The organism is Cellulosimicrobium sp. G4 BAM 1002 (genome assembly GCF_057126935.1).
Genome location: NZ_CP182109.1, coordinates 1,289,369 through 1,307,660 on the forward strand (window position 1 = coordinate 1,289,369; position 18,292 = coordinate 1,307,660).

An 18,292-nucleotide genomic window follows, 5' to 3' on the forward strand; every position below is an offset into this window, starting at 1 on the left:
TACGCCATGTCTCGAATCGGCAAGATCCCCGTTCCGGTCCCGGCCGGAGTGGATGTCACCATCAGCGGCGCGCTCGTGACCGTGAAGGGCCCCAAGGGTTCTCTCGAGCACAACGTGCCCACCCCCATCCAGGTCGCTCAGGAGGACGGCACCCTCGTGGTGACGCGCCCGAACGACGAGCGCGAGTCCCGCGCGCTGCACGGCCTCACCCGCACCCTCCTGGCGAACCTCGTCCAGGGTGTGACGCAGGGCTACGAGAAGAAGCTCGAGATCGTCGGCACCGGCTACCGCGTGACCGCCAAGGGATCGGACCTCGAGTTCGCCCTCGGCTTCAGCCACCCGGTCGTCGTCACGCCGCCTGCGGGCATCACGTTCGCGGTCGAGAGCCCGACGAAGTTCTCGGTCTCCGGCATCGACAAGCAGCAGGTCGGCGAGGTCGCAGCGAACATCCGCAAGATCCGCAAGCCCGAGCCGTACAAGGGCAAGGGTGTGCGTTACGCCGGCGAGGTCGTCCGCCGCAAGGTCGGAAAGGCTGGTAAGTAACGATGGCTCTGAAGGTTCTCGGCAAGGGCAAGGCCGTCGCGCGACAGCGCCGCCACCTGCGCCTGCGCAAGAAGATCAAGGGGACCGCCGCTCGTCCGCGCCTCGTGGTGACGCGTTCCACGCGTCACATCACGGCCCAGGTCGTGGACGACACGATCGGTCAGACGCTCGCGTCGGCCTCCTCTCTCGAGGCGGACCTGCGCGCGCTCGACGGCGACAAGAGCGCCAAGGCCCGCAAGGTCGGCGAGCTCGTCGCCGAGCGTGCGAAGGCCAAGGGCGTCGACTCGGTCGTCTTCGACCGTGGCGGCAACAAGTACCACGGTCGGGTCGCTGCGGTCGCCGACGGCGCCCGCGAGGGCGGTCTGGCCCTGTGACGACGCCGACCATCCCCACACGGAAGCAAAGGATTCTCTGATGGCTGCAGGGCAGCGCAGCAACACCGGCGCCCCCACGGGTGCCGCCAACGAGTCGAGCGACCAGAACGCGCGCGGGGGGCGCCGCGACGACCGTCGCGGTGACCGTCGCGACGGTCGCCGTGGCGACGCAGCCGAGAAGAACGCCTTCGTCGAGCGTGTCGTCACCATCAACCGCGTCTCCAAGGTCGTCAAGGGCGGCCGCCGCTTCAGCTTCACCGCGCTCGTCGTGGTGGGCGACGGCGACGGCACCGTCGGCGTCGGCTACGGCAAGGCGAAGGAGGTGCCCGCGGCGATCGCCAAGGGTGTCGAGGAGGCCAAGAAGAACTTCTTCAAGGTCCCGCGCATCCAGGGCACCATCCCGCACCCCATCCAGGGTGAGGCCGCCGCAGGCGTCGTGTTCCTCCGTCCGGCCGCTCCGGGTACCGGTGTCATCGCCGGTGGTCCGGTGCGCGCCGTGCTGGAGTGCGCCGGCATCCACGACGTGCTGAGCAAGTCGCTCGGCTCGTCGAACGCGATCAACATCGTGCACGCGACCGTCGAGGCCCTGCGCAACCTGGAGCAGCCTGAGGCTGTCGCCGCGCGCCGTGGTCTCCCGCTCGAGGACGTGGCCCCGGCCGCGCTCCTGCGTGCCCGTGCTGCGGGGGTGAACGCCTGATGGCCAGGCTCAAGGTGACCCAGACGAAGTCCGCCATCGGCGGCAAGCAGAACCAGCGCGACACGCTGCGCACTCTGGGCCTCAAGCGGATCGGCGACACCGCCGTGAAGGAGGACCGCCCGGAGATCCGCGGCATGGTCGCGACGGTGGCGCACCTCGTCACCGTTGAGGAGGTCGAGTGACCATGGCTGAGAAGGCCACCAAGGAGACCGCTGAGGCTCCGAAGAAGAAGACCGCTGCCAAGGCTTCGGCCAAGGCGGAGGCCGCGCCGGCCGCCAAGGCCGGCAAGCAGACCGAGGGTGCCGGCGGCACGCTCAAGATCCACCACCTGCGTCCGGCTCCCGGCGCCAAGAAGGCCAAGACCCGCGTGGGTCGTGGTGAGGCGTCGAAGGGTAAGACGGCGGGCCGCGGTACCAAGGGTACGAAGGCTCGTTACCAGGTTCCCGAGCGCTTCGAGGGCGGGCAGATGCCTCTGCACATGCGCCTCCCGAAGCTGCGCGGCTTCAAGAACCCGTTCCGCACCGAGTACCAGGTCGTGAACCTGGACAAGCTCGCGGCGCTGTACCCCGAGGGTGGCCAGGTCACCGTCGAGGACCTCGTCGCCAAGGGCGCGGTCCGCAAGGGCCAGCTCGTGAAGGTGCTGGGCACGGGCGAGATCACCGTCAAGCTCGAGGTCGCGGTCGACGCGCTCTCGGGTGCGGCGCGCGAGAAGATCCTCGCCGCCGGCGGCTCGGTCTCCGAGGACTGATCCCTCCACGGACAGGGCCGATGGCGCAGCTGCGCTGTCGGCCCTGTCCGCGTCCCAGGGGTCGCCTCGCGGCACGACCGTCGCACGACCCGTGGTCCGTCCGGCAGCGCACCACGGTTAGACTTCCCGTCGGCCGTCGTCCGCCTCGCGCGGGTGACCGCCGTCACGCTCGGTGCCCCGTCCGGTCCGTCCGGTCGGTGACACCGGTTTGCCGTTCGACGCGGCGCAACGGCTAGGGTGCCACTTGGCGCTCGTGCCGTGCGTCACACCTCGCCGGGCCTCCCGGCGACACGACATCCCGCCTCGGCGGGCCAGGAGGATAGGTGCTCAGCGCATTCGCCCGGGCTTTCCGGACGCCCGACCTGCGGCGCAAGCTGCTGTTCACGATCGCGATCATGGCGATCTTCCGGGTGGGGTCGTTCATCCCCACTCCCGGTGTGGACTACCCCAACGTGCAGCAGTGCATCGCGGAGACCGCCGAGGGCAACGACCTGCTCGGCCTCGTCAACCTCTTCAGCGGCGGGGCACTGCTGCAGCTGTCGATCTTCGCGCTCGGCATCATGCCGTACATCACCGCGAGCATCATCGTCCAGCTGCTGCGTGTCGTCATCCCTCGCTTCGAGGCCCTGCACAAGGAGGGCCAGTCGGGCCAGGCGAAGCTCACGCAGTACACGCGCTACCTGACGATCGCGCTCGCGATCCTCCAGTCGACGACCGTCATCACGACGGCGCGCAACGGCCTGCTCTTCCAGGGCTGCTCGGTCGAGGTCATCCCCGACGGCAGCTTCGTGACGATGGCGATCATGGTCATCACCATGACGGCGGGTACGGGCCTCATCATGTGGCTCGGCGAGCTCATCACCGAGCGCGGCGTCGGCAACGGCATGTCGCTCCTCATCTTCACGTCGATCGCGGCAAGCTTCCCGACGGCCCTGTGGTCGATCGCGGGCGGCGCGAACGGCGCGACGAACTTCATCATCATGATCGCGGTCATCGTGGTCGTGATCGGGCTCGTCGTCTTCGTCGAGCAGTCGCAGCGCCGGGTCCCGGTGCAGTACGCGAAGCGCATGGTCGGCCGCCGCATGTACGGCGGCTCGAGCACCTACATCCCGATCAAGATCAACATGGCGGGCGTCATCCCGGTGATCTTCGCGGCCTCGCTGCTCGCGGTCCCGGGCCTCATCGCGCAGTTCGGCGACCAGAGCGCCGACTGGGTCATCTGGGTGAGCACCAACCTCGCCGACCCGGCCGCGCCGCTGCACATCCTGCTGTACGTGCTGATGATCCTGTTCTTCTGCTTCTTCTACACGTCGATCACGTTCAACCCGGACGAGGTCGCGGACAACATGAAGAAGTACGGCGGCTTCATCCCCGGCATCCGTGCCGGGCGCCCGACCGCCGAGTACCTCGACTACGTCATCACCCGCATCACCTCCGCGGGTGCCATCTACCTCGCGCTCGTCGCACTGCTGCCGACGCTGGTCCTCATCGGTCTCGGCGTGAGCACGAACATCCCGTTCGGCGGCTCCTCGATCATCATCGTCGTCGGCGTCGGCCTGGAGACGGTCAAGCAGATCAACTCCCAGCTGCAGCAGCGCCACTACGAAGGGTTCCTCCGTTGAGCACCACCCCCGACGGCACCTCCAGCTCCTCGCGCGCCGCGCGGCTCGTCATCATGGGCCCGCAGGGCGCGGGGAAGGGTACGCAGGCCGCGCGCCTCGCCGAGCGCCTGCAGATCCCCGCGATCTCGACGGGCGACATCTTCCGCGCCAACATCAAGGGCGGCACGGAGCTCGGTCGGCTCGTGCAGGAGTACACGGCCAAGGGCGAGCTCGTCCCGGACTCGGTGACGAACGACATGGTCCGTGACCGCCTCGCGCAGGACGACGCGGCCGGAGGCTTCATCCTCGACGGCTACCCCCGCAACGCGGCGCAGGTCGTCGAGCTGGACGCAATCCTCGCCGGCCTCGGCCAGTCGCTCGACGGCGTCGTGGAGCTCACGGCGGACCGTGACGAGCTGCTCGCGCGGCTCGCGCGGCGCGCCGAGCTCGAGGGCCGTGAGGACGACACCGAGGAGGCGATCGCCCGCCGCCTCGACATCTACGCGGAGCAGACGGCTCCGCTCACCTCCGCCTACGACGAGCGCGGGCTCCTCGTCCGCGTCGACGGCATCGGCGACATCGACGAGGTCACGGAGCGCATCGTCGCCGGCCTCGAGGCCCGGGTGGGCTGAGCGACCGAGGTCGCTCGTCGCACGGTCACGGTCTGAGGGAGCAGCAGGGTGTTCGGTCGCGAACGCATCGAGTACAAGACGCACGACCAGGTGCGCGCCATGCGGCGCGCCGGCCTGGTGGTCTCGCGCGCGCTCGGGACGGTGCGCGAGAGCGTGCGCCCGGGCATGACGACGGCGGACCTGGACGCACTCGCCGCAGCGGTGATCGCGGACGCGGGTGCGACGCCGTCGTTCCTCGGGTACGAGGGCTACCCCGCGTCGCTGTGCGTCTCGGTCAACGACGAGGTCGTGCACGGCATCCCGGGGGCACGGGAGCTGCGGCCCGGTGACGTCGTCTCGGTCGACTGCGGTGCGATCGTCGACGGCTGGCACGGCGACTCCGCGGTCTCGTTCGTCCTCGGTGAGGGCGACCCGCGCGACGAGGCGCTCGTCGAGGCGACGCGCCAGGCCATGTGGGCCGGCATCGCGGCGCTCGCCACGGGGGAGCGGCTGTGCGACGTCGGGTCGGCGATCGAGGACTCGGTCCGGGGCTCGGGGGAGGCCGACGGCGTCACCTACGGGATCGTCGAGGAGTACGTGGGGCACGGCATCGGCTCGGCCATGCACCAGCCGCCGGACGTGCCCAACTACCGCACGCGCGAGAAGGGGACGCGGCTGCGCCCCGGCATGTGCCTCGCGATCGAGCCGATGGTCACGCGCGGCGAGCGGTTCACCCAGGTGTGCGAGGACGACTGGACCGTCGTGACCGACGACGGCGCCCGTGCGGCGCACTGGGAGCACAGCGTCGCGATCCTCGACGACGGCATCTGGGTCCTCACAGCCGCCGACGGCGGCGCCGAGGAGCTCGCGGCGCGCGGCGTCCAGGTCGCTCCGCTGCCGGCGGCCTGACGCACGGGTGGCGTGACGCGCCCCACGCCGTCGTCACCCGCGCGTGGTTTCGCGACCCTTGCCCGATGCCGTAGGATGGTCCGTCGGGTGCAGTCCGTGCTGTCCGTTTGCCTGGCCCCCGTCCCTCGGGACCCGGGCGACCGGCATCGGCACACGGCTCCACGCGACTCCCACGGATGCACGGCCCTCGGGTCGGGCGCGCGCGGGAAAACCATGCAGTTCAGACGAGAGTTAGCGGAGGACATGGCAAAGAAGGACGGTGTCATCGAGATCGAGGGCAGCGTGGTCGAGGCCCTGCCGAACGCGATGTTCCGCGTGGAGCTGGCCAACGGTCACAAGGTTCTCGCGCACATCTCGGGCAAGATGCGCCAGCACTACATCCGGATCCTCCCCGAGGACCGGGTCGTGGTCGAGCTGAGCCCGTACGACCTGTCCCGCGGCCGGATCGTCTACCGCTACAAGTAGTCGCCACGCGTCCACCACTCACCAGCCCCGCCACCGGCCACCGGGACCGCCCGTCGGTCGCGCCCGGGAGCGCGGCACCACTGAGGGAACACAGATGAAGGTCAAGCCCAGCGTCAAGAAGATCTGCGACAAGTGCAAGGTGATCCGCCGGCACGGTCGCGTCATGGTGATCTGCGACAACCTGCGGCACAAGCAGCGCCAGGGCTGAGCCCAGCGCCTGCGCGCCACGGGTGACGGTCCCTCGGGACCACGGGTCACCAGGTCGCCCGCCACGAGGCGGTCACGACCACCAGCGCACCACCACGAACCTGCTCGGCACCCCGGACCACGTCCGGGAGGAGACGCCACAGGCAGGGGAACCCCCGGCTCGGAGGCCGGGGCCCGCGGAGCTCCCCGCGGGAGGGCGGTGCGAGAGACCTCCGACGATGAACGAGGAGCCGAAAGGCACATGGCACGTCTTATCGGCGTCGACCTCCCCCGCGACAAGCGGCTCGAGGTTGCGCTCACCTACATCTACGGCGTCGGCCGTACCCGCGCCCAGCAGACGCTGGCCGCGACCGGCATCAGCCCGGACGCGCGCGTGAAGGACCTCGGCGACGCCGAGCTCGTCGCGCTGCGCGACTACCTCGAGGGCAGCTTCAAGCTCGAGGGTGACCTCCGTCGTGAGGTGGCCGCCGACATCCGCCGCAAGGTCGAGATCGGCACCTACCAGGGCCTGCGTCACCGCCGCGGCCTGCCTGTGCGCGGTCAGCGCACGAAGACCAACGCGCGTACGCGCAAGGGACCCAAGCGCACCGTGGCCGGCAAGAAGAAGGCCCGCTGAGCCAGTCCGCAGGGCGGGCCCCGCTCGCGCGCTGACGCAGGCCGAATCTCGGTCCACGTCACGCCGGTCGGAGATCCCCGCGGTCAGACCACCTCAGACCAGGAGAAGAACAAGAGATGCCTCCCAAGACTCGCGCCGCTGCAGGGCGCAAGCCTCGCCGCAAGGACAAGAAGAACGTCCCGGCCGGCCAGGCGCACATCAAGAGCACGTTCAACAACACCATCGTGTCGATCACGGACCCGACGGGCGCCGTGATCGCGTGGGCCTCCGGCGGCGACGTCGGCTTCAAGGGCTCGCGCAAGTCGACGCCGTTCGCGGCCGGCCTCGCGGCCGAGGCCGCTGCGCGCAAGGCGCAGGAGCACGGCATGAAGAAGGTCGACGTCTTCGTCAAGGGCCCGGGCTCGGGCCGCGAGACCGCGATCCGCTCGCTCCAGTCGGCCGGCCTCGAGGTCGGCTCGATCCAGGACGTCACGCCGCAGGCGCACAACGGGTGCCGCCCGCCCAAGCGTCGTCGCGTCTGACCCCCCTCGTCGTCGGCGCCCGTCACGGGGCACTTGCCTCCTGACGGGCCCGGCGGCCCCTCCCGGCCGGGTGGACAGAGTCCCGGCCGGGGCCCGCGTGCCGCAGGCGCGCACCTCGCCTTGAACCGTGAAGCGTCATATGGCGGACGCTCACCGAAAGGAAACCACCAGTGCTGATCGCACAGCGCCCCACCTTGACCGAAGAGGTCATCTCGGAGAACCGTTCGCGCTTCTCCATCGAGCCGCTGGAGCCGGGCTTCGGCTACACGCTCGGCAACTCGCTGCGTCGCACGCTGCTGTCGTCCATCCCGGGCGCGGCGGTCACCTCCATCCGCATCGACGGTGTGCTCCACGAGTTCACCACCGTGCCGGGTGTGAAGGAGGACGTCACCGAGGTCATCCTCAACATCAAGAACCTCGTCGTCTCCTCGGAGAACGACGAGCCCGTCGTGATGTACCTGCGCAAGCAGGGCGCTGGTGCGGTCACCGCGGCGGACATCGTCCCGCCCGCGGGTGTGGAGGTCCACAACCCTGAGCTGCACATCGCCACGCTCAACGACAAGGGCAAGCTCGAGATCGAGCTCACCGTCGAGCGCGGCCGCGGCTACGTCTCCGCGTCGCAGAACAAGTCGTTCGACGCGGAGATCGGCCGGATCCCGGTCGACTCGATCTACTCGCCGGTCCTCAAGGTGACCTACAAGGTCGAGGCGACGCGTGTCGAGCAGCGCACGGACTTCGACAAGCTGGTCGTGGACGTCGAGACGAAGCCGGCGATCTCGCCGCGCGACGCGCTCGCGTCGGCGGGCAAGACGCTGGTGGAGCTCTTCGGCCTGGCCCGTGAGCTCAACGTCGAGGCCGAGGGCATCGAGATCGGCCCGTCGCCGACGGACGCGGCCCTGGCCGCCGACCTGGCGCTGCCGATCGAGGAGCTCAACCTCACGATCCGGTCGTACAACTGCCTCAAGCGCGAGGGCATCCACCAGGTGGGCGAGCTCGTGGCCCGCAGCGAGGCGGACCTGCTGGACATCCGCAACTTCGGTGCGAAGTCCATCAACGAGGTGAAGGAGAAGCTCGCCGAGCTCGGCCTGTCCCTCAAGGACTCGCCGCTCGACTTCGACCCGTCGGCCGCCGCGTACTACGACGGCGACGACGACGAGGCGACGTTCTCGGACACCGAGCAGCAGTACTGAGCCTGCGGCTCTAGACACCTCACCGCGTCCGGGTCCGCACCTGCGGCGCGAACACTTCCCAAGGAGCACATCCCATGCCTACCCCCACCAAGGGCCCGCGGCTCGGCGGTGGACCGGCTCACGAGCGTCTGATCCTCGCGAACCTGTCCACGGCGCTGTTCGAGCACGGCCGCATCACGACCACCGAGACCAAGGCGAAGCGCCTGCGTCCGCTGGCCGAGCGCCTCATCACGTTCGCGAAGCGGGGCGACCTGCACGCGCGTCGTCGCGTGCTGCGCGTCGTGCGCGACAAGTCCGTCGTGCACACGCTCTTCACCGAGATCGCCCCGCAGATGGCGGAGCGTGAGGGTGGCTACACGCGCATCACGAAGGTCGGCACGCGCAAGGGCGACAACGCGCCCCTCGCGGTCATCGAGCTCGTGACCGAGCCCGTCAGCCCGAAGCAGGCCGTCGTCCGCGAGGCCGAGAAGGCTGCGGAAAAGGCGAGCAAGAAGAAGGCCGACAAGCCCGCGAAGAAGGCCGACAAGGTCGAGGACGCGCCCGTCGAGGAGACCCCGGTCGCCGTCGAGGACGCACCGGTCGAGGACGCCGCCGACGCGCCGGCCGACGAGAAGACCGAGGAGACGAAGGAGGCCTGAGCCTCTCGTTCTCCCTCGTGAGGGCCCGGGACCGTACGCGGTCCCGGGCCCTTCCGTCGTCTCTCGCTGGATGCGCCGCAGCCCGTGCGGCGTCGAGGGGCTCGTCCTAAGGTCGAACGGTGAGCCCCGTGAGCCTTCGTCCTGACGGCCAGACCGGACCTCCCGTGGTGCTCGTGCACGGCTCGCGCACCTCTCGGACGATGTGGCGCGCGCAGCTCGACGCGCTGGACCGGGTGGGCGTCCGGGGGCTCGCGGTGGACCTCCCCGGGCACGGCGCCCGCCGTGGAGAGCCCTTCACGCTCGAGGGTGCCGTCGATGCGGTCACGCTAGGGGTCGACGACGTCGGCGGCCGTGCGCTCGTCGTCGGCCTGTCGCTCGGTGGGTACGTCGCGATCGAGGCGCGCGCACGGTTCCCCGAGCAGGTCGCCGGGCTCGTCGCGGCGGCGTGCTCCACCCCGCCGGCAACGAGGCTGCGGGACGGGTGGCTGCTGGTCGCGCGCGGCATCGAGCGCCTCCCGGACGGGGGCGCAGGGCTCAACCAGGCGCTCGTCGACCGGGCGCTGACGCCGCAGGGCGCCGCGGACATCGCGGCGGGCGGGTTCGCGCTCGACGTGATGAGCGCGATCCTGCGCGAGACGGGCTCGTGCGACCCGCTGCGCGCCCTCGCCGTGTCGGACTCCCCGGTGTGGGTCGTGAACGGCCGCTGGGACCACTTCCGGTTCGGCGAGCGGGCGTACGTCGAGGCGGCCCGGAGCGGGGGAGCGCCCGCACGGCTGGTCGTGGTCCCCGGCGCACGTCATCTCGTGAACCTCGACGCGCCGGTCGCGTTCAACCGTGCGCTGCTCGACGCCCACCAGGCGGTGTCGACGGCCGAGCAGGCGAGGGCGGACCGAGCCGGCGCCCGGACGGACCGGGAGCACCTGGTCGGCCGCTGAGCCCCTGCCGACCTCTCAGGCCGGCGGCAGGTCCCACGCGCGCGCCCCGCCCACGAGCGCGGCGGAGTTGGGCACCACGACGACGTCGTCGCCGAGCCGGTCGAGGACGCCCGGCGCGATCTGCCGCGAGTTCCCGCCCCCGAGGTACAGGCGGTCCCACCAGAACACGGGGCGCAGGCCCTCGACGACAGCCAGCACGCGGCGCGACCAGAGCCCGTTGCCGAGGCGGCGCCGCTCGGGCTCGCCGACGTACTCGTCGTACGTCGTGCCGCGCCGCACGGGAGCCCGGGACCACTCGAGGTGCGGGGCGAGCCGGCCGCCGTGGAAGAGCGCCGAGCCGAGCCCGGTCCCGAGCGTGAGGACGAGCTCGAGGCCCGACGCCGCGATCACGCCGGCGCCGTGGACCTCGGCGTCGTTGAGCACGAGCGCGGGCACGCCCAGCCGTCGCGCCACCGCTGCCTGGACGTCGAAGCTCGTCCACGCCTCGACGAGCGCCGGGTCGACGCGCGAGCGCGGCCCGCTGCGCGTCACGTAGTGCGGCGTATGCACGACCACGCCACGGCGGATCATCCCCGGCATGCCGACGGTCACGCGGTCCGCCGCGGGGAGCGAGGCCGCGATGTCCGCGACGGTCTCGACGAGGAGCTCGGGCGGGAGCGGGTACGGGGTCGGGACCCGCACGGGCGCGGCGTGCGCGGTACCGGACGTGTCGAGCACGCTCGCCTTGATCCCGCCGCCCCCGCAGTCGACGGCGAGCGTGCGGACGTCCGCGGTGTCCCCGGTCATGGGGGGCAGCGTAGGCACGCGCGAGGTGTCGCGCGCGGCGGCGGCGGCTACCGTGAACTCCCGTGACCGACGCAGCCCTCCCCGACGAACCCTCCCCGGCGCCCGCCGTCGCCGTGCTCGACGACGTGCCGGGTGACGTTCCCGACGACGTCGTGCGCGTCCGCCTCGACCTCGCCTACCAGGGGACGCGCTTCGCGGGCTGGGCGCGCCAGCCCGGCCTGCGCACCGTGCAGGGGGCGCTCGAGGAGGGGTTCGCGACCCTCCTGCGCGGCGGGCCTCCGCACGGCCCGCGGCTCACCGTCGCGGGTCGCACCGACGCGGGCGTGCACGCGCGCGGCCAGGTGGCGCACCTCGACCTGACGCGCACGCAGTGGGACGCCCTGCCCGGCCGGTCGGACCGGTCCCCCGGGGACGCGCTCGTGGCGCGGCTCGGCGGGGTGCTGCCCCCGGACGTCGTCGTGCACCGGGCGACGCGCGCGCCCGACGGTTTCGACGCGCGCTTCTCGGCGCTGCACCGCGCGTACACCTACCGCGTCGCCGACGACCCTGCCCAGCGAGACCCTCTGCGCCGCGAGTGGGTCCTGTGGAACCGGCGTCCGCTCGACGTCGACGCGATGGACGCGGCGGTCCGGCCCCTGCTCGGGGTCCGCGACTTCGCGGCGTTCTGCAAGCCCCGCCCCGGCGCCACGACGATCCGCGAGCTCCAGCACCTGTCGTGGTCGCGGCCGGAGGGCGGCCCGGACGCGGGACTCGTCGTCGCGCACGTCCGGGCCGACGCGTTCTGCCACAACATGGTCCGCGCGCTCGTGGGCGCGTCGCTCGCCGTCGGGGAGGGCCGCCGTGCCGTCGGCTGGCCCGCCGAGCTCCTGGCGAGCCGACGGCGCGACGCGGGGGCCGGCGTCGTGCCCGCGCACGGGCTCGTGCTCGAGGAGGTCACGTACCCGCCCGACGCCGAGCTCGCGGCACGCGCGGAGCGGATCCGGGCGGTGCGGAACGAGGAGGACGTCTGGGAGGCGCCCTGAGTCCCTCGCGTCGGGAGCCTCAGGGCTCCTCGACGATGTGCACCGCGGCCTCCTCGGCGCCTGCTGCGCCACCGGAGATCCCCTCGTCGTCGGCGTAGGTGTCGTTCTGCCGTCCGTCGAGCGCGTCCGGGTCGGAGACGAGGCGGCCCGACCGGGTCTCGTCGGGGCGGTCGAGGGGGTCGCGCTCCCACTCCTCCGGCTCCTCCTCGGACAGGCGCTGGTCGAGCGACTCGCCGTGGACCTCCTCCCACGGCGTCTCGCCGAAGTGGTTCTTCCGCTCGCGGTCGGGCGGGGAGTAGCCCTCGTCGAGGACGTCGGCCACACCGCGGTCCAGCAGCGTGTCCTCCGCCTGGAGCTGGTCGTTGTCGCCCTCCGCGCCGGTCTCGGGGTCGGGGCTCGTGCCGGTGGTGTCTTCGCTCATGCGTCCCACCCTGGCACCTCGCGGCGCGGCACGCAGCACCTCCGCCGGCGAACGCCTCGCAATGGACGTGACCCGCGCGGTGCGCCCGGGCGAGGATGTCGGGGTGGGACACCTCGACCTCAGCGACGTCACCTATCACCTGCCCGACGGGCGCACCCTCCTGGACGGCGTCGACCTGCGCGTCGCGGACGGCGCGCGGGTCGCGCTCGTCGGTCCCAACGGCGTCGGGAAGACGACGCTGCTGCGCATCGTCACGGGCGACGTCGCGCCGCACGGCGGGTCCGTCGCGCGCAGCGGCGGCCTCGGCGTGATGCGCCAGGACGTGGGGCGCATCGACGACGCGCGCACCGTGCGCGACCTCCTGGTCGAGCTCGCGCCCCCGGCGCTGCGGGACGCGGCGCTCGAGCTCGCCGCGGCCGAGCTCGACATCATGACGGTCGACGACGAGCCCGCCCAGATGCGCTACGCCCAGGCGCTCGCGGACTGGGCCGACGTCGGCGGGTACGACGCCGAGGCCGGCTGGGACGAGGTGACCGACGAGGTGCTGTCGATCCCCTTCGAGAAGGCGCAGTGGCGCGAGGTGCGCACGCTCTCGGGCGGCGAGCAGAAGCGGCTCGCGCTCACGGCGCTCCTGCGCGGCCCGGAGGAGGTCCTGCTGCTCGACGAGCCGGACAACCACCTCGACGTCCCGACGAAGCGCTGGCTCGAGGAGCGCCTCGTCGCGTCGCCGAAGACCGTGCTGTTCGTCTCGCACGACCGCGAGCTGCTCGCGCGCACCGCGACGCAGGTCGCGACGCTCGAGCCCACGCCGGGCGGCGGCACGGTCTGGGTGCACGGGGGCGGCTTCGCGACGTACGCCCAGGCGCGTGCGGACCGTCGGGACCGGCTCGCCGAGCTCGCGCGCCGGTGGGACGAGGAGCACGCGAAGCTCCGCGAGCTCGTGCTCACCCTCAAGACCAAGGCGGCGTTCAACGACGGGCTCGCGAGCCGGTACCAGGCCGCGAGGACGCGCCTGCGCAAGTTCGAGGAGGCCGGGCGTCCCGAGGTGCTCGCGCGGGAGCAGCGGGTGACCGTGCGGCTCACGGGCGGACGGACCGCCAAGCGCGCGGTGACGTGCGAGGGGCTCGAGCTCACGGGACTCATGAGGCCGTTCGACCTCGAGGTGTTCTTCGGCGAGCGCGTGGCGGTCCTCGGCTCGAACGGGTCGGGCAAGTCGCACTTCCTGCGGCTGCTGGCTGCCGGAGGGAGCGACCCGGCGCCCGGCGCCGCGCCGGACGGCGCCCCGCCTGCTCGCGTCGCGCACACGGGCAGGGCGGTGCTCGGCTCGCGCGTGCGGCCAGGGTGGTTCGCGCAGAACCACGACCACCCGGAGCTGCGTGGCAGGACGCTGCTCGAGATCCTCCACCGCGGGGAGGGACACCGGGCGGGCATGGGCCGGGAGGTCGCGAGCCGCGCGCTCGACCGCTACGAGCTCGTCGGGCAGGCGGAGCAGCGCTTCGAGACCCTGTCCGGCGGGCAGCAGGCACGCCTCCAGATCCTCCTCCTCGAGCTCGACGGCGCGACCCTCCTGCTGCTCGACGAGCCGACGGACAACCTCGACCTGCACTCGGCCGAGGCGCTCGAGGCGGGCCTCGCCGCGTTCGAGGGGACCGTGCTCGCCGTGACCCACGACCGGTGGTTCGCCCGCGGGTTCGACCGCTTCCTCGTGTTCGGCTCCGACGGCGAGGTCGTCGAGGCGCCCGAGCCCGTGTGGGACGTCGAGCGGGTGCAGCGCGCGCGCTAGCCGTCCTTATCCTGGTGGGCATGGCCGTCCACAAGATCGTGCTCTTCTACGCGTTCACGCCGCTGCCCGACCCGCGCGCGGTGCAGCTGTGGCAGCGCGCGCTGGGGGAGCGGTGGAACCTCACGGGGCGCGTCCTCGTGTCCGAGCACGGGATCAACGCGACGCTCGGCGGCACGGTCGAGGACCTCAAGCAGTACGTGAAGACGACGCGCCAGTACCCGGGCTTCGAGCGCATCGACGTCAAGTGGTCCGACGGCACGGGCCGGGACTTCCCGCGGCTCTCCGTGAAGGTCCGGCCCGAGCTGGTCACGTTCGGCGCCCCCGACGAGCTCGTGGTCGACGAGCACGGCGTCGTCGGGGGCGGCACCCACCTGTCGCCGCACGAGCTGCACGAGCTCGTGGACGCGCGCGGCGACGACGTGGTGATGTTCGACGGGCGCAACGCGTTCGAGGCGGAGATCGGGCGGTTCCGGGGCGCGGTGGTCCCGGACGTGGCGACGACCCGGGAGTTCGTGGCCGAGATCGACTCGGGCCGCTACGACGACCTCAAGCAGCGCCCCGTCGTCACCTACTGCACCGGGGGAGTGCGGTGCGAGGTCCTCTCGGCGCTCCTGCGGGCGCGCGGGTTCGAGGAGGTCTACCAGCTCGACGGCGGCGTCGTGCGGTACGGCGAGGTGTTCGGCTCCGGCGGGCTGTGGGAGGGGTCGCTCTACGTGTTCGACGAGCGCATGCACGTCGAGCTCGGCCCGGGCTCGACGCCGCTCGGCGCGTGCACGCGCTGCGAGGCGCCTACGGCAAAGTACGAGAACTGCACGGACCCGAGCTGCCGGACCCTGCAGCTCTACTGCCCGGACTGCGTCCACGTCGCCCGCACGACGCGGTGCGAGACGTGCGTCCGCGAGCGTCCGGCCGCTTTGACCGGGAGCCCGTCGCCCAGGTAGTCTGATGAGTCGTTGTGCTCTACTCACGACGCCCGTGTCGCTAGCGCGCCCACTCGCTGCCGGCCAAGGAGCGGGTGTCGACCGAGCCCGCCGCGCAACGACCTGCCCTCTCGGCCGCACGCTTCAGCGGCCGAAGAAGACATTCTGAGACAGAAACGAAGGCTACGACCGTGCGTACGTACACCCCGAAGCCCGGCGACGTCCAGCGCGACTGGTACGTCATCGACGCGACCGACGTCGTCCTGGGCCGCCTGGCCACCCACGTGGCCACCCTGCTGCGCGGCAAGCACAAGCCGACCTTCGCTCCGCACGTCGACGGCGGTGACTTCGTCATCGTCATCAACGCCGGCAAGGTCGCCCTGAGCGGCAACAAGCGCGAGCAGAAGATGGCCTACAACCACTCCGGTTACCCGGGTGGTCTGCGTGCCGTCGCCTATGGCGACCTGCTCGAGAAGCACCCCGAGCGTGCCGTGGAGCGTGCCGTCCGCGGCATGCTGCCCAAGACCACCCTCGGTCGCGGCCAGTTCGGCAAGCTCAAGGTCTACGCGGGTGCCGAGCACCCGCACGCCGCGCAGCAGCCGAAGCCGTTCGAGATCACCCAGGTCGCGCAGTAATCGCCGCCCAGGCGTAGCCGACAGAGAGACGCGAGGACACCACCCGTGGCTGAGACCACCGTCGAGACCGACACGCTGGGCGACGAGACGCCCACCAGCTACACCTCCGAGTCCGCCGCCCCCACGGGCCGCGGCCAGAGCATCACCGCCCCCGGCCAGGCCCTGGGCCGCCGCAAGGAGGCCATCGCGCGCGTGCGCCTGGTCCCCGGGACCGGGCAGTGGAAGATCAACGGGCGCACGCTCGAGGGCTACTTCCCGAACAAGGTCCACCAGCAGCTGGTGAACTCCCCGCTGAAGCTGGTCGACGTCGAGGGTCGCTTCGACGTCGTCGCCCGCATCACCGGTGGCGGCACCTCCGGCCAGGCCGGCGCGCTGCGCCTCGGCATCGCTCGCGCGCTCAACGCGATCGACGCTGAGCACAACCGCCCCGCGCTGAAGAAGGCCGGCTTCCTGACCCGCGACGCCCGCGTCGTGGAGCGCAAGAAGGCCGGGCTCAAGAAGGCCCGCAAGGCACCGCAGTACTCCAAGCGCTGATCTGCGCTGTGCGCTCGTCGGCCCCGGTGGACATCGTCCGCCGGGGCCGCTTGCGTTTGTGAGGACCGGTGACGTTTGTGAGGACCGGTGACCGAGCGCTCCTCTGCGGGAGCGCGCGGACGGTCGTACGGTCGTCGTACGGCCGGTGTGTGAAGAAGGGACTTCCATGGGACGGCTGTTCGGCACCGACGGGGTGCGGGGTCTGGCGAACGGGAACGTGACGGGCGAGCTCGCGCTCGACCTCGGTGTCGCCGCGGCACGGGTGCTCGCGAGCGGGCAGGAGGAGGGCCACCGGCCGCGCGCGGTCGTCGGCCGCGACACGCGCGTGTCGGGCGAGTTCCTGGGCGCCGCGATCATCGCCGGGCTCGCGAGCGCGGGCGTGGACGTCAAGGACGTCGGCGTCCTGCCGACGCCCGCGGTGGCGTACCTGACGAGCACCATGGACGTCGACTTCGGCGTCATGATCTCGGCGTCGCACAACCCGATGCAGGACAACGGCATCAAGTTCCTCGCGCGCGGCGGGGTCAAGCTCGACGACGCGGTCGAGGACGCGATCGAGAGCCGGCTCGGGCAGGAGTGGGAGCGCCCGACGCACGGCGGGGTCGGCCGGATCTCGCCCGACACGGGCCGCGCGGGCGGCGCGTACGTCGAGCACCTCATGTCGAGCATCGGCGCCGACGAGGACCACAAGCCGCTCGCCGGCCTGCGGATCGCGGTCGACTGCGCGAACGGCGCCGCGAGCGACGTCGGGCCGGCGGCCCTGCGTGCGGCTGGTGCCGACGTCGTCGTCATCAACGCGAGCCCGGACGGGCGCAACATCAACGCGGCGTGCGGCTCCAACCACCCGGAGCAGCTGCAGGCCGTCGTCGTGGCGTCCGAGGCGGACTTCGGCGTCGCGTTCGACGGCGACGCGGATCGCTGCATCGCGGTCGACCATGGGGGGACCGTCGTCGACGGCGACCAGATCATGGGCGTCCTCGCGCTCGCGCTCAAGGACGAGGGCGCGCTGCCGCACGACACGCTCGTCGTGACGGTCATGAGCAACCTCGGCCTCCTGCTCGCCATGCGCGACGCCGGCATCCGGACCGTGCAGACCGCCGTCGGCGACCGCTACGTGCTCGAGGAGATGCGCGCGCACGGCTACGGCCTCGGTGGTGAGCAGTCGGGCCACATCATCCTGTCGCGCTACGCGACGACCGGCGACGGCGTCCTCACCGCCCTGCAGCTCGCTGCGCGCGTGCGCACCACCGGGCAGAAGCTCGCGGACCTCGCGGGCGTGGTCCAGCGGCTCCCGCAGACGCTCGTCAACGTCCCTGGCGTCGACAAGGCCCGGGCGTCGAACGACGAGGCGCTGCTCGCCGCCGTCGCGGACGCGGAGCGGGACCTCGGCGAGACGGGGCGCGTGCTCCTGCGTCCGTCGGGGACCGAGCCGCTCGTGCGCGTCATGGTCGAGGCCGCCACCCAGCAGCAGGCGGACGCCGTCGCGGCGCGGCTCGCAGGCGTCGTCCGCGAGCGGCTCGCGCTGTGAGCGTGAACGTGCGCCGCGGCGTCGACGAGACGCTGTACGAGCACGTGCTCGTGCTGCTCGAGACCTCCGCCGACGGCGTCCTGCCGATCGTGCAGGCGGGGCACCCCGTCCTGCGCACGCCCGCCGTGCCCTACGCCGGCCAGCTCGGGGACCTCCTCCCGCGCTTCCTCGCGGCCCTGCGCGCGACGATGCACGCCGCGCCGGGAGTGGGCCTCGCGGCGCCGCAGGTCGGCATCGGGCTGGCGCTCGCCGTCGTCGAGGACCCGGGCTCGCCCGACCCGGACGACGAGCGCGAGCGCCCGGCGCTGGCCTACCGCGTCCTCGTCAACCCCCGGTACGAGCCGGTGGGCGACGAGACGCGCACCTTCGTCGAGGGCTGCCTGTCGGTGCACGGCTGGCAGGCGGAGCGCACGCGGCACCGCTCGGTGCGTCTCACGGGCGAGGACGAGCACGGGGCGCCGTTCGACGACGTGCTCACGGGATGGCCCGCGCGCATCGTGCAGCACGAGACGGACCACCTGCGGGGCGAGCTCTACGTCGACGGTGCCGACCTGCGCACCCTGGCGTCCACCCTCGGACCGGTCCGGCTGCCGGGCGGGGAACGCTAG

The 18,292-nt window shown here is 72.0% G+C and carries 24 protein-coding genes; 22 read left to right on the plus strand and 2 right to left on the minus strand.

Annotation, left to right across the window (positions count from 1 at the left end; all coding sequences use genetic code 11):
• Positions 1-6 precede the first annotated feature (6 nt).
• The 15 genes from rplF (at position 7) to ACMXGY_RS05905 (ending at position 10,055) form a co-directional block, all read left to right on the plus strand.
• Positions 7-543: a 50S ribosomal protein L6 gene (rplF, locus tag ACMXGY_RS05835; protein ID WP_483775923.1), complete on the plus strand. Its 537-nt coding sequence runs from the start codon at positions 7-9 to the stop codon at positions 541-543.
• Positions 544-545: 2 nt separating this feature from the next.
• Complete coding sequence (rplR, locus tag ACMXGY_RS05840; protein WP_483775924.1) at positions 546-917, plus strand: 50S ribosomal protein L18; 372 nt, start codon at positions 546-548, stop codon at positions 915-917.
• Positions 918-957: 40 nt separating this feature from the next.
• Positions 958-1,614 (plus strand): 30S ribosomal protein S5, encoded by a 657-nt coding sequence (gene rpsE, locus ACMXGY_RS05845; protein ID WP_021480438.1) that lies wholly within the window; start codon positions 958-960, stop codon positions 1,612-1,614.
• A complete protein-coding gene (gene rpmD, locus ACMXGY_RS05850; RefSeq protein ID WP_021480439.1) occupies positions 1,614-1,796 on the plus strand; it encodes a 50S ribosomal protein L30 in 183 nt (60 codons plus the stop codon). The genes rpsE and rpmD overlap by 1 nt, the downstream gene beginning before the upstream one ends.
• A gap of 2 nt (positions 1,797-1,798) precedes the next feature.
• Positions 1,799-2,362: a 50S ribosomal protein L15 gene (rplO, locus tag ACMXGY_RS05855; RefSeq protein ID WP_483775925.1), complete on the plus strand. Its 564-nt coding sequence runs from the start codon at positions 1,799-1,801 to the stop codon at positions 2,360-2,362.
• A gap of 323 nt (positions 2,363-2,685) precedes the next feature.
• Positions 2,686-3,984, plus strand: coding sequence for a preprotein translocase subunit SecY (gene secY / locus ACMXGY_RS05860; protein ID WP_483775926.1), 1,299 nt, complete (start codon positions 2,686-2,688; stop codon positions 3,982-3,984).
• The gene (locus tag ACMXGY_RS05865) at positions 3,981-4,595 is read left to right on the plus strand and encodes an adenylate kinase (protein ID WP_483775927.1); all 615 of its coding nucleotides are present in this window, start codon (positions 3,981-3,983) and stop codon (positions 4,593-4,595) included. Before secY ends, ACMXGY_RS05865 begins: the two co-directional genes overlap by 4 nt.
• A 48-nt stretch (positions 4,596-4,643) precedes the next feature.
• Entirely contained in the window at positions 4,644-5,483 is an 840-nt protein-coding gene (map, locus tag ACMXGY_RS05870; protein WP_483775928.1) for a type I methionyl aminopeptidase, read from the plus strand.
• A 243-nt stretch (positions 5,484-5,726) separates the two neighbouring features.
• A complete protein-coding gene (infA, locus tag ACMXGY_RS05875; RefSeq protein ID WP_012867920.1) occupies positions 5,727-5,948 on the plus strand; it encodes a translation initiation factor IF-1 in 222 nt (73 codons plus the stop codon).
• Positions 5,949-6,042: 94 nt separating this feature from the next.
• Positions 6,043-6,156 (plus strand): 50S ribosomal protein L36, encoded by a 114-nt coding sequence (gene rpmJ, locus ACMXGY_RS05880; protein ID WP_003956441.1) that lies wholly within the window; start codon positions 6,043-6,045, stop codon positions 6,154-6,156.
• 240 nt (positions 6,157-6,396) lie between these two features.
• Positions 6,397-6,771 carry a 30S ribosomal protein S13 gene (gene rpsM, locus ACMXGY_RS05885; protein ID WP_483775929.1) on the plus strand — a complete coding sequence of 125 codons (375 nt, stop codon included), beginning with the start codon at positions 6,397-6,399 and terminating at the stop codon, positions 6,769-6,771.
• 116 nt (positions 6,772-6,887) lie between these two features.
• Entirely contained in the window at positions 6,888-7,292 is a 405-nt protein-coding gene (gene rpsK / locus ACMXGY_RS05890) for a 30S ribosomal protein S11 (protein ID WP_483775930.1), read from the plus strand.
• A gap of 170 nt (positions 7,293-7,462) precedes the next feature.
• Positions 7,463-8,482 carry a DNA-directed RNA polymerase subunit alpha gene (locus ACMXGY_RS05895; protein WP_021479760.1) on the plus strand — a complete coding sequence of 340 codons (1,020 nt, stop codon included), beginning with the start codon at positions 7,463-7,465 and terminating at the stop codon, positions 8,480-8,482.
• Positions 8,483-8,556: 74 nt separating this feature from the next.
• Positions 8,557-9,120 (plus strand): 50S ribosomal protein L17, encoded by a 564-nt coding sequence (rplQ, locus tag ACMXGY_RS05900; RefSeq protein WP_483775931.1) that lies wholly within the window; start codon positions 8,557-8,559, stop codon positions 9,118-9,120.
• A 128-nt stretch (positions 9,121-9,248) separates the two neighbouring features.
• Positions 9,249-10,055, plus strand: coding sequence for an alpha/beta fold hydrolase (locus ACMXGY_RS05905; RefSeq protein WP_483775932.1), 807 nt, complete (start codon positions 9,249-9,251; stop codon positions 10,053-10,055).
• Positions 10,056-10,070: 15 nt separating this feature from the next.
• Here ACMXGY_RS05905 and ACMXGY_RS05910 read toward each other — a convergent pair whose 3' ends face one another.
• Positions 10,071-10,841, minus strand: coding sequence for an ROK family protein (locus ACMXGY_RS05910; protein WP_483775933.1), 771 nt, complete (start codon positions 10,839-10,841; stop codon positions 10,071-10,073).
• A gap of 125 nt (positions 10,842-10,966) precedes the next feature.
• On the opposite strand from ACMXGY_RS05910, the gene truA reads away from it, so the two are divergent.
• A complete protein-coding gene (gene truA / locus ACMXGY_RS05915; protein ID WP_483776797.1) occupies positions 10,967-11,863 on the plus strand; it encodes a tRNA pseudouridine(38-40) synthase TruA in 897 nt (298 codons plus the stop codon).
• Positions 11,864-11,882: 19 nt separating this feature from the next.
• On the opposite strand, the gene ACMXGY_RS05920 is transcribed toward truA, so the two are convergent.
• On the minus strand, positions 11,883-12,284 hold the full coding sequence (locus ACMXGY_RS05920; protein WP_483775934.1) for a DUF5709 domain-containing protein: 402 nt from the start codon (positions 12,282-12,284) through the stop codon (positions 11,883-11,885).
• Positions 12,285-12,387: 103 nt separating this feature from the next.
• Here ACMXGY_RS05920 and ACMXGY_RS05925 point away from each other — a divergent pair, with 103 nt between their 5' ends.
• The 6 genes from ACMXGY_RS05925 to ACMXGY_RS05950 all read left to right on the plus strand — a co-directional run bounded on the left by ACMXGY_RS05925 (position 12,388) and on the right by ACMXGY_RS05950 (position 18,292).
• Positions 12,388-14,067: an ABC-F family ATP-binding cassette domain-containing protein gene (locus tag ACMXGY_RS05925; protein WP_483775935.1), complete on the plus strand. Its 1,680-nt coding sequence runs from the start codon at positions 12,388-12,390 to the stop codon at positions 14,065-14,067.
• 20 nt (positions 14,068-14,087) lie between these two features.
• Entirely contained in the window at positions 14,088-15,008 is a 921-nt protein-coding gene (gene trhO / locus ACMXGY_RS05930; RefSeq protein WP_483775936.1) for an oxygen-dependent tRNA uridine(34) hydroxylase TrhO, read from the plus strand.
• Positions 15,009-15,178: 170 nt separating this feature from the next.
• The gene (rplM, locus tag ACMXGY_RS05935; RefSeq protein WP_483775937.1) at positions 15,179-15,622 is read left to right on the plus strand and encodes a 50S ribosomal protein L13; all 444 of its coding nucleotides are present in this window, start codon (positions 15,179-15,181) and stop codon (positions 15,620-15,622) included.
• 45 nt (positions 15,623-15,667) lie between these two features.
• The gene (gene rpsI, locus ACMXGY_RS05940; RefSeq protein WP_483775938.1) at positions 15,668-16,156 is read left to right on the plus strand and encodes a 30S ribosomal protein S9; all 489 of its coding nucleotides are present in this window, start codon (positions 15,668-15,670) and stop codon (positions 16,154-16,156) included.
• Positions 16,157-16,322: 166 nt separating this feature from the next.
• Entirely contained in the window at positions 16,323-17,684 is a 1,362-nt protein-coding gene (gene glmM / locus ACMXGY_RS05945) for a phosphoglucosamine mutase (RefSeq protein ID WP_483775939.1), read from the plus strand.
• The gene (locus ACMXGY_RS05950; RefSeq protein ID WP_483775940.1) at positions 17,681-18,292 is read left to right on the plus strand and encodes a peptide deformylase; all 612 of its coding nucleotides are present in this window, start codon (positions 17,681-17,683) and stop codon (positions 18,290-18,292) included. Before glmM ends, ACMXGY_RS05950 begins: the two co-directional genes overlap by 4 nt.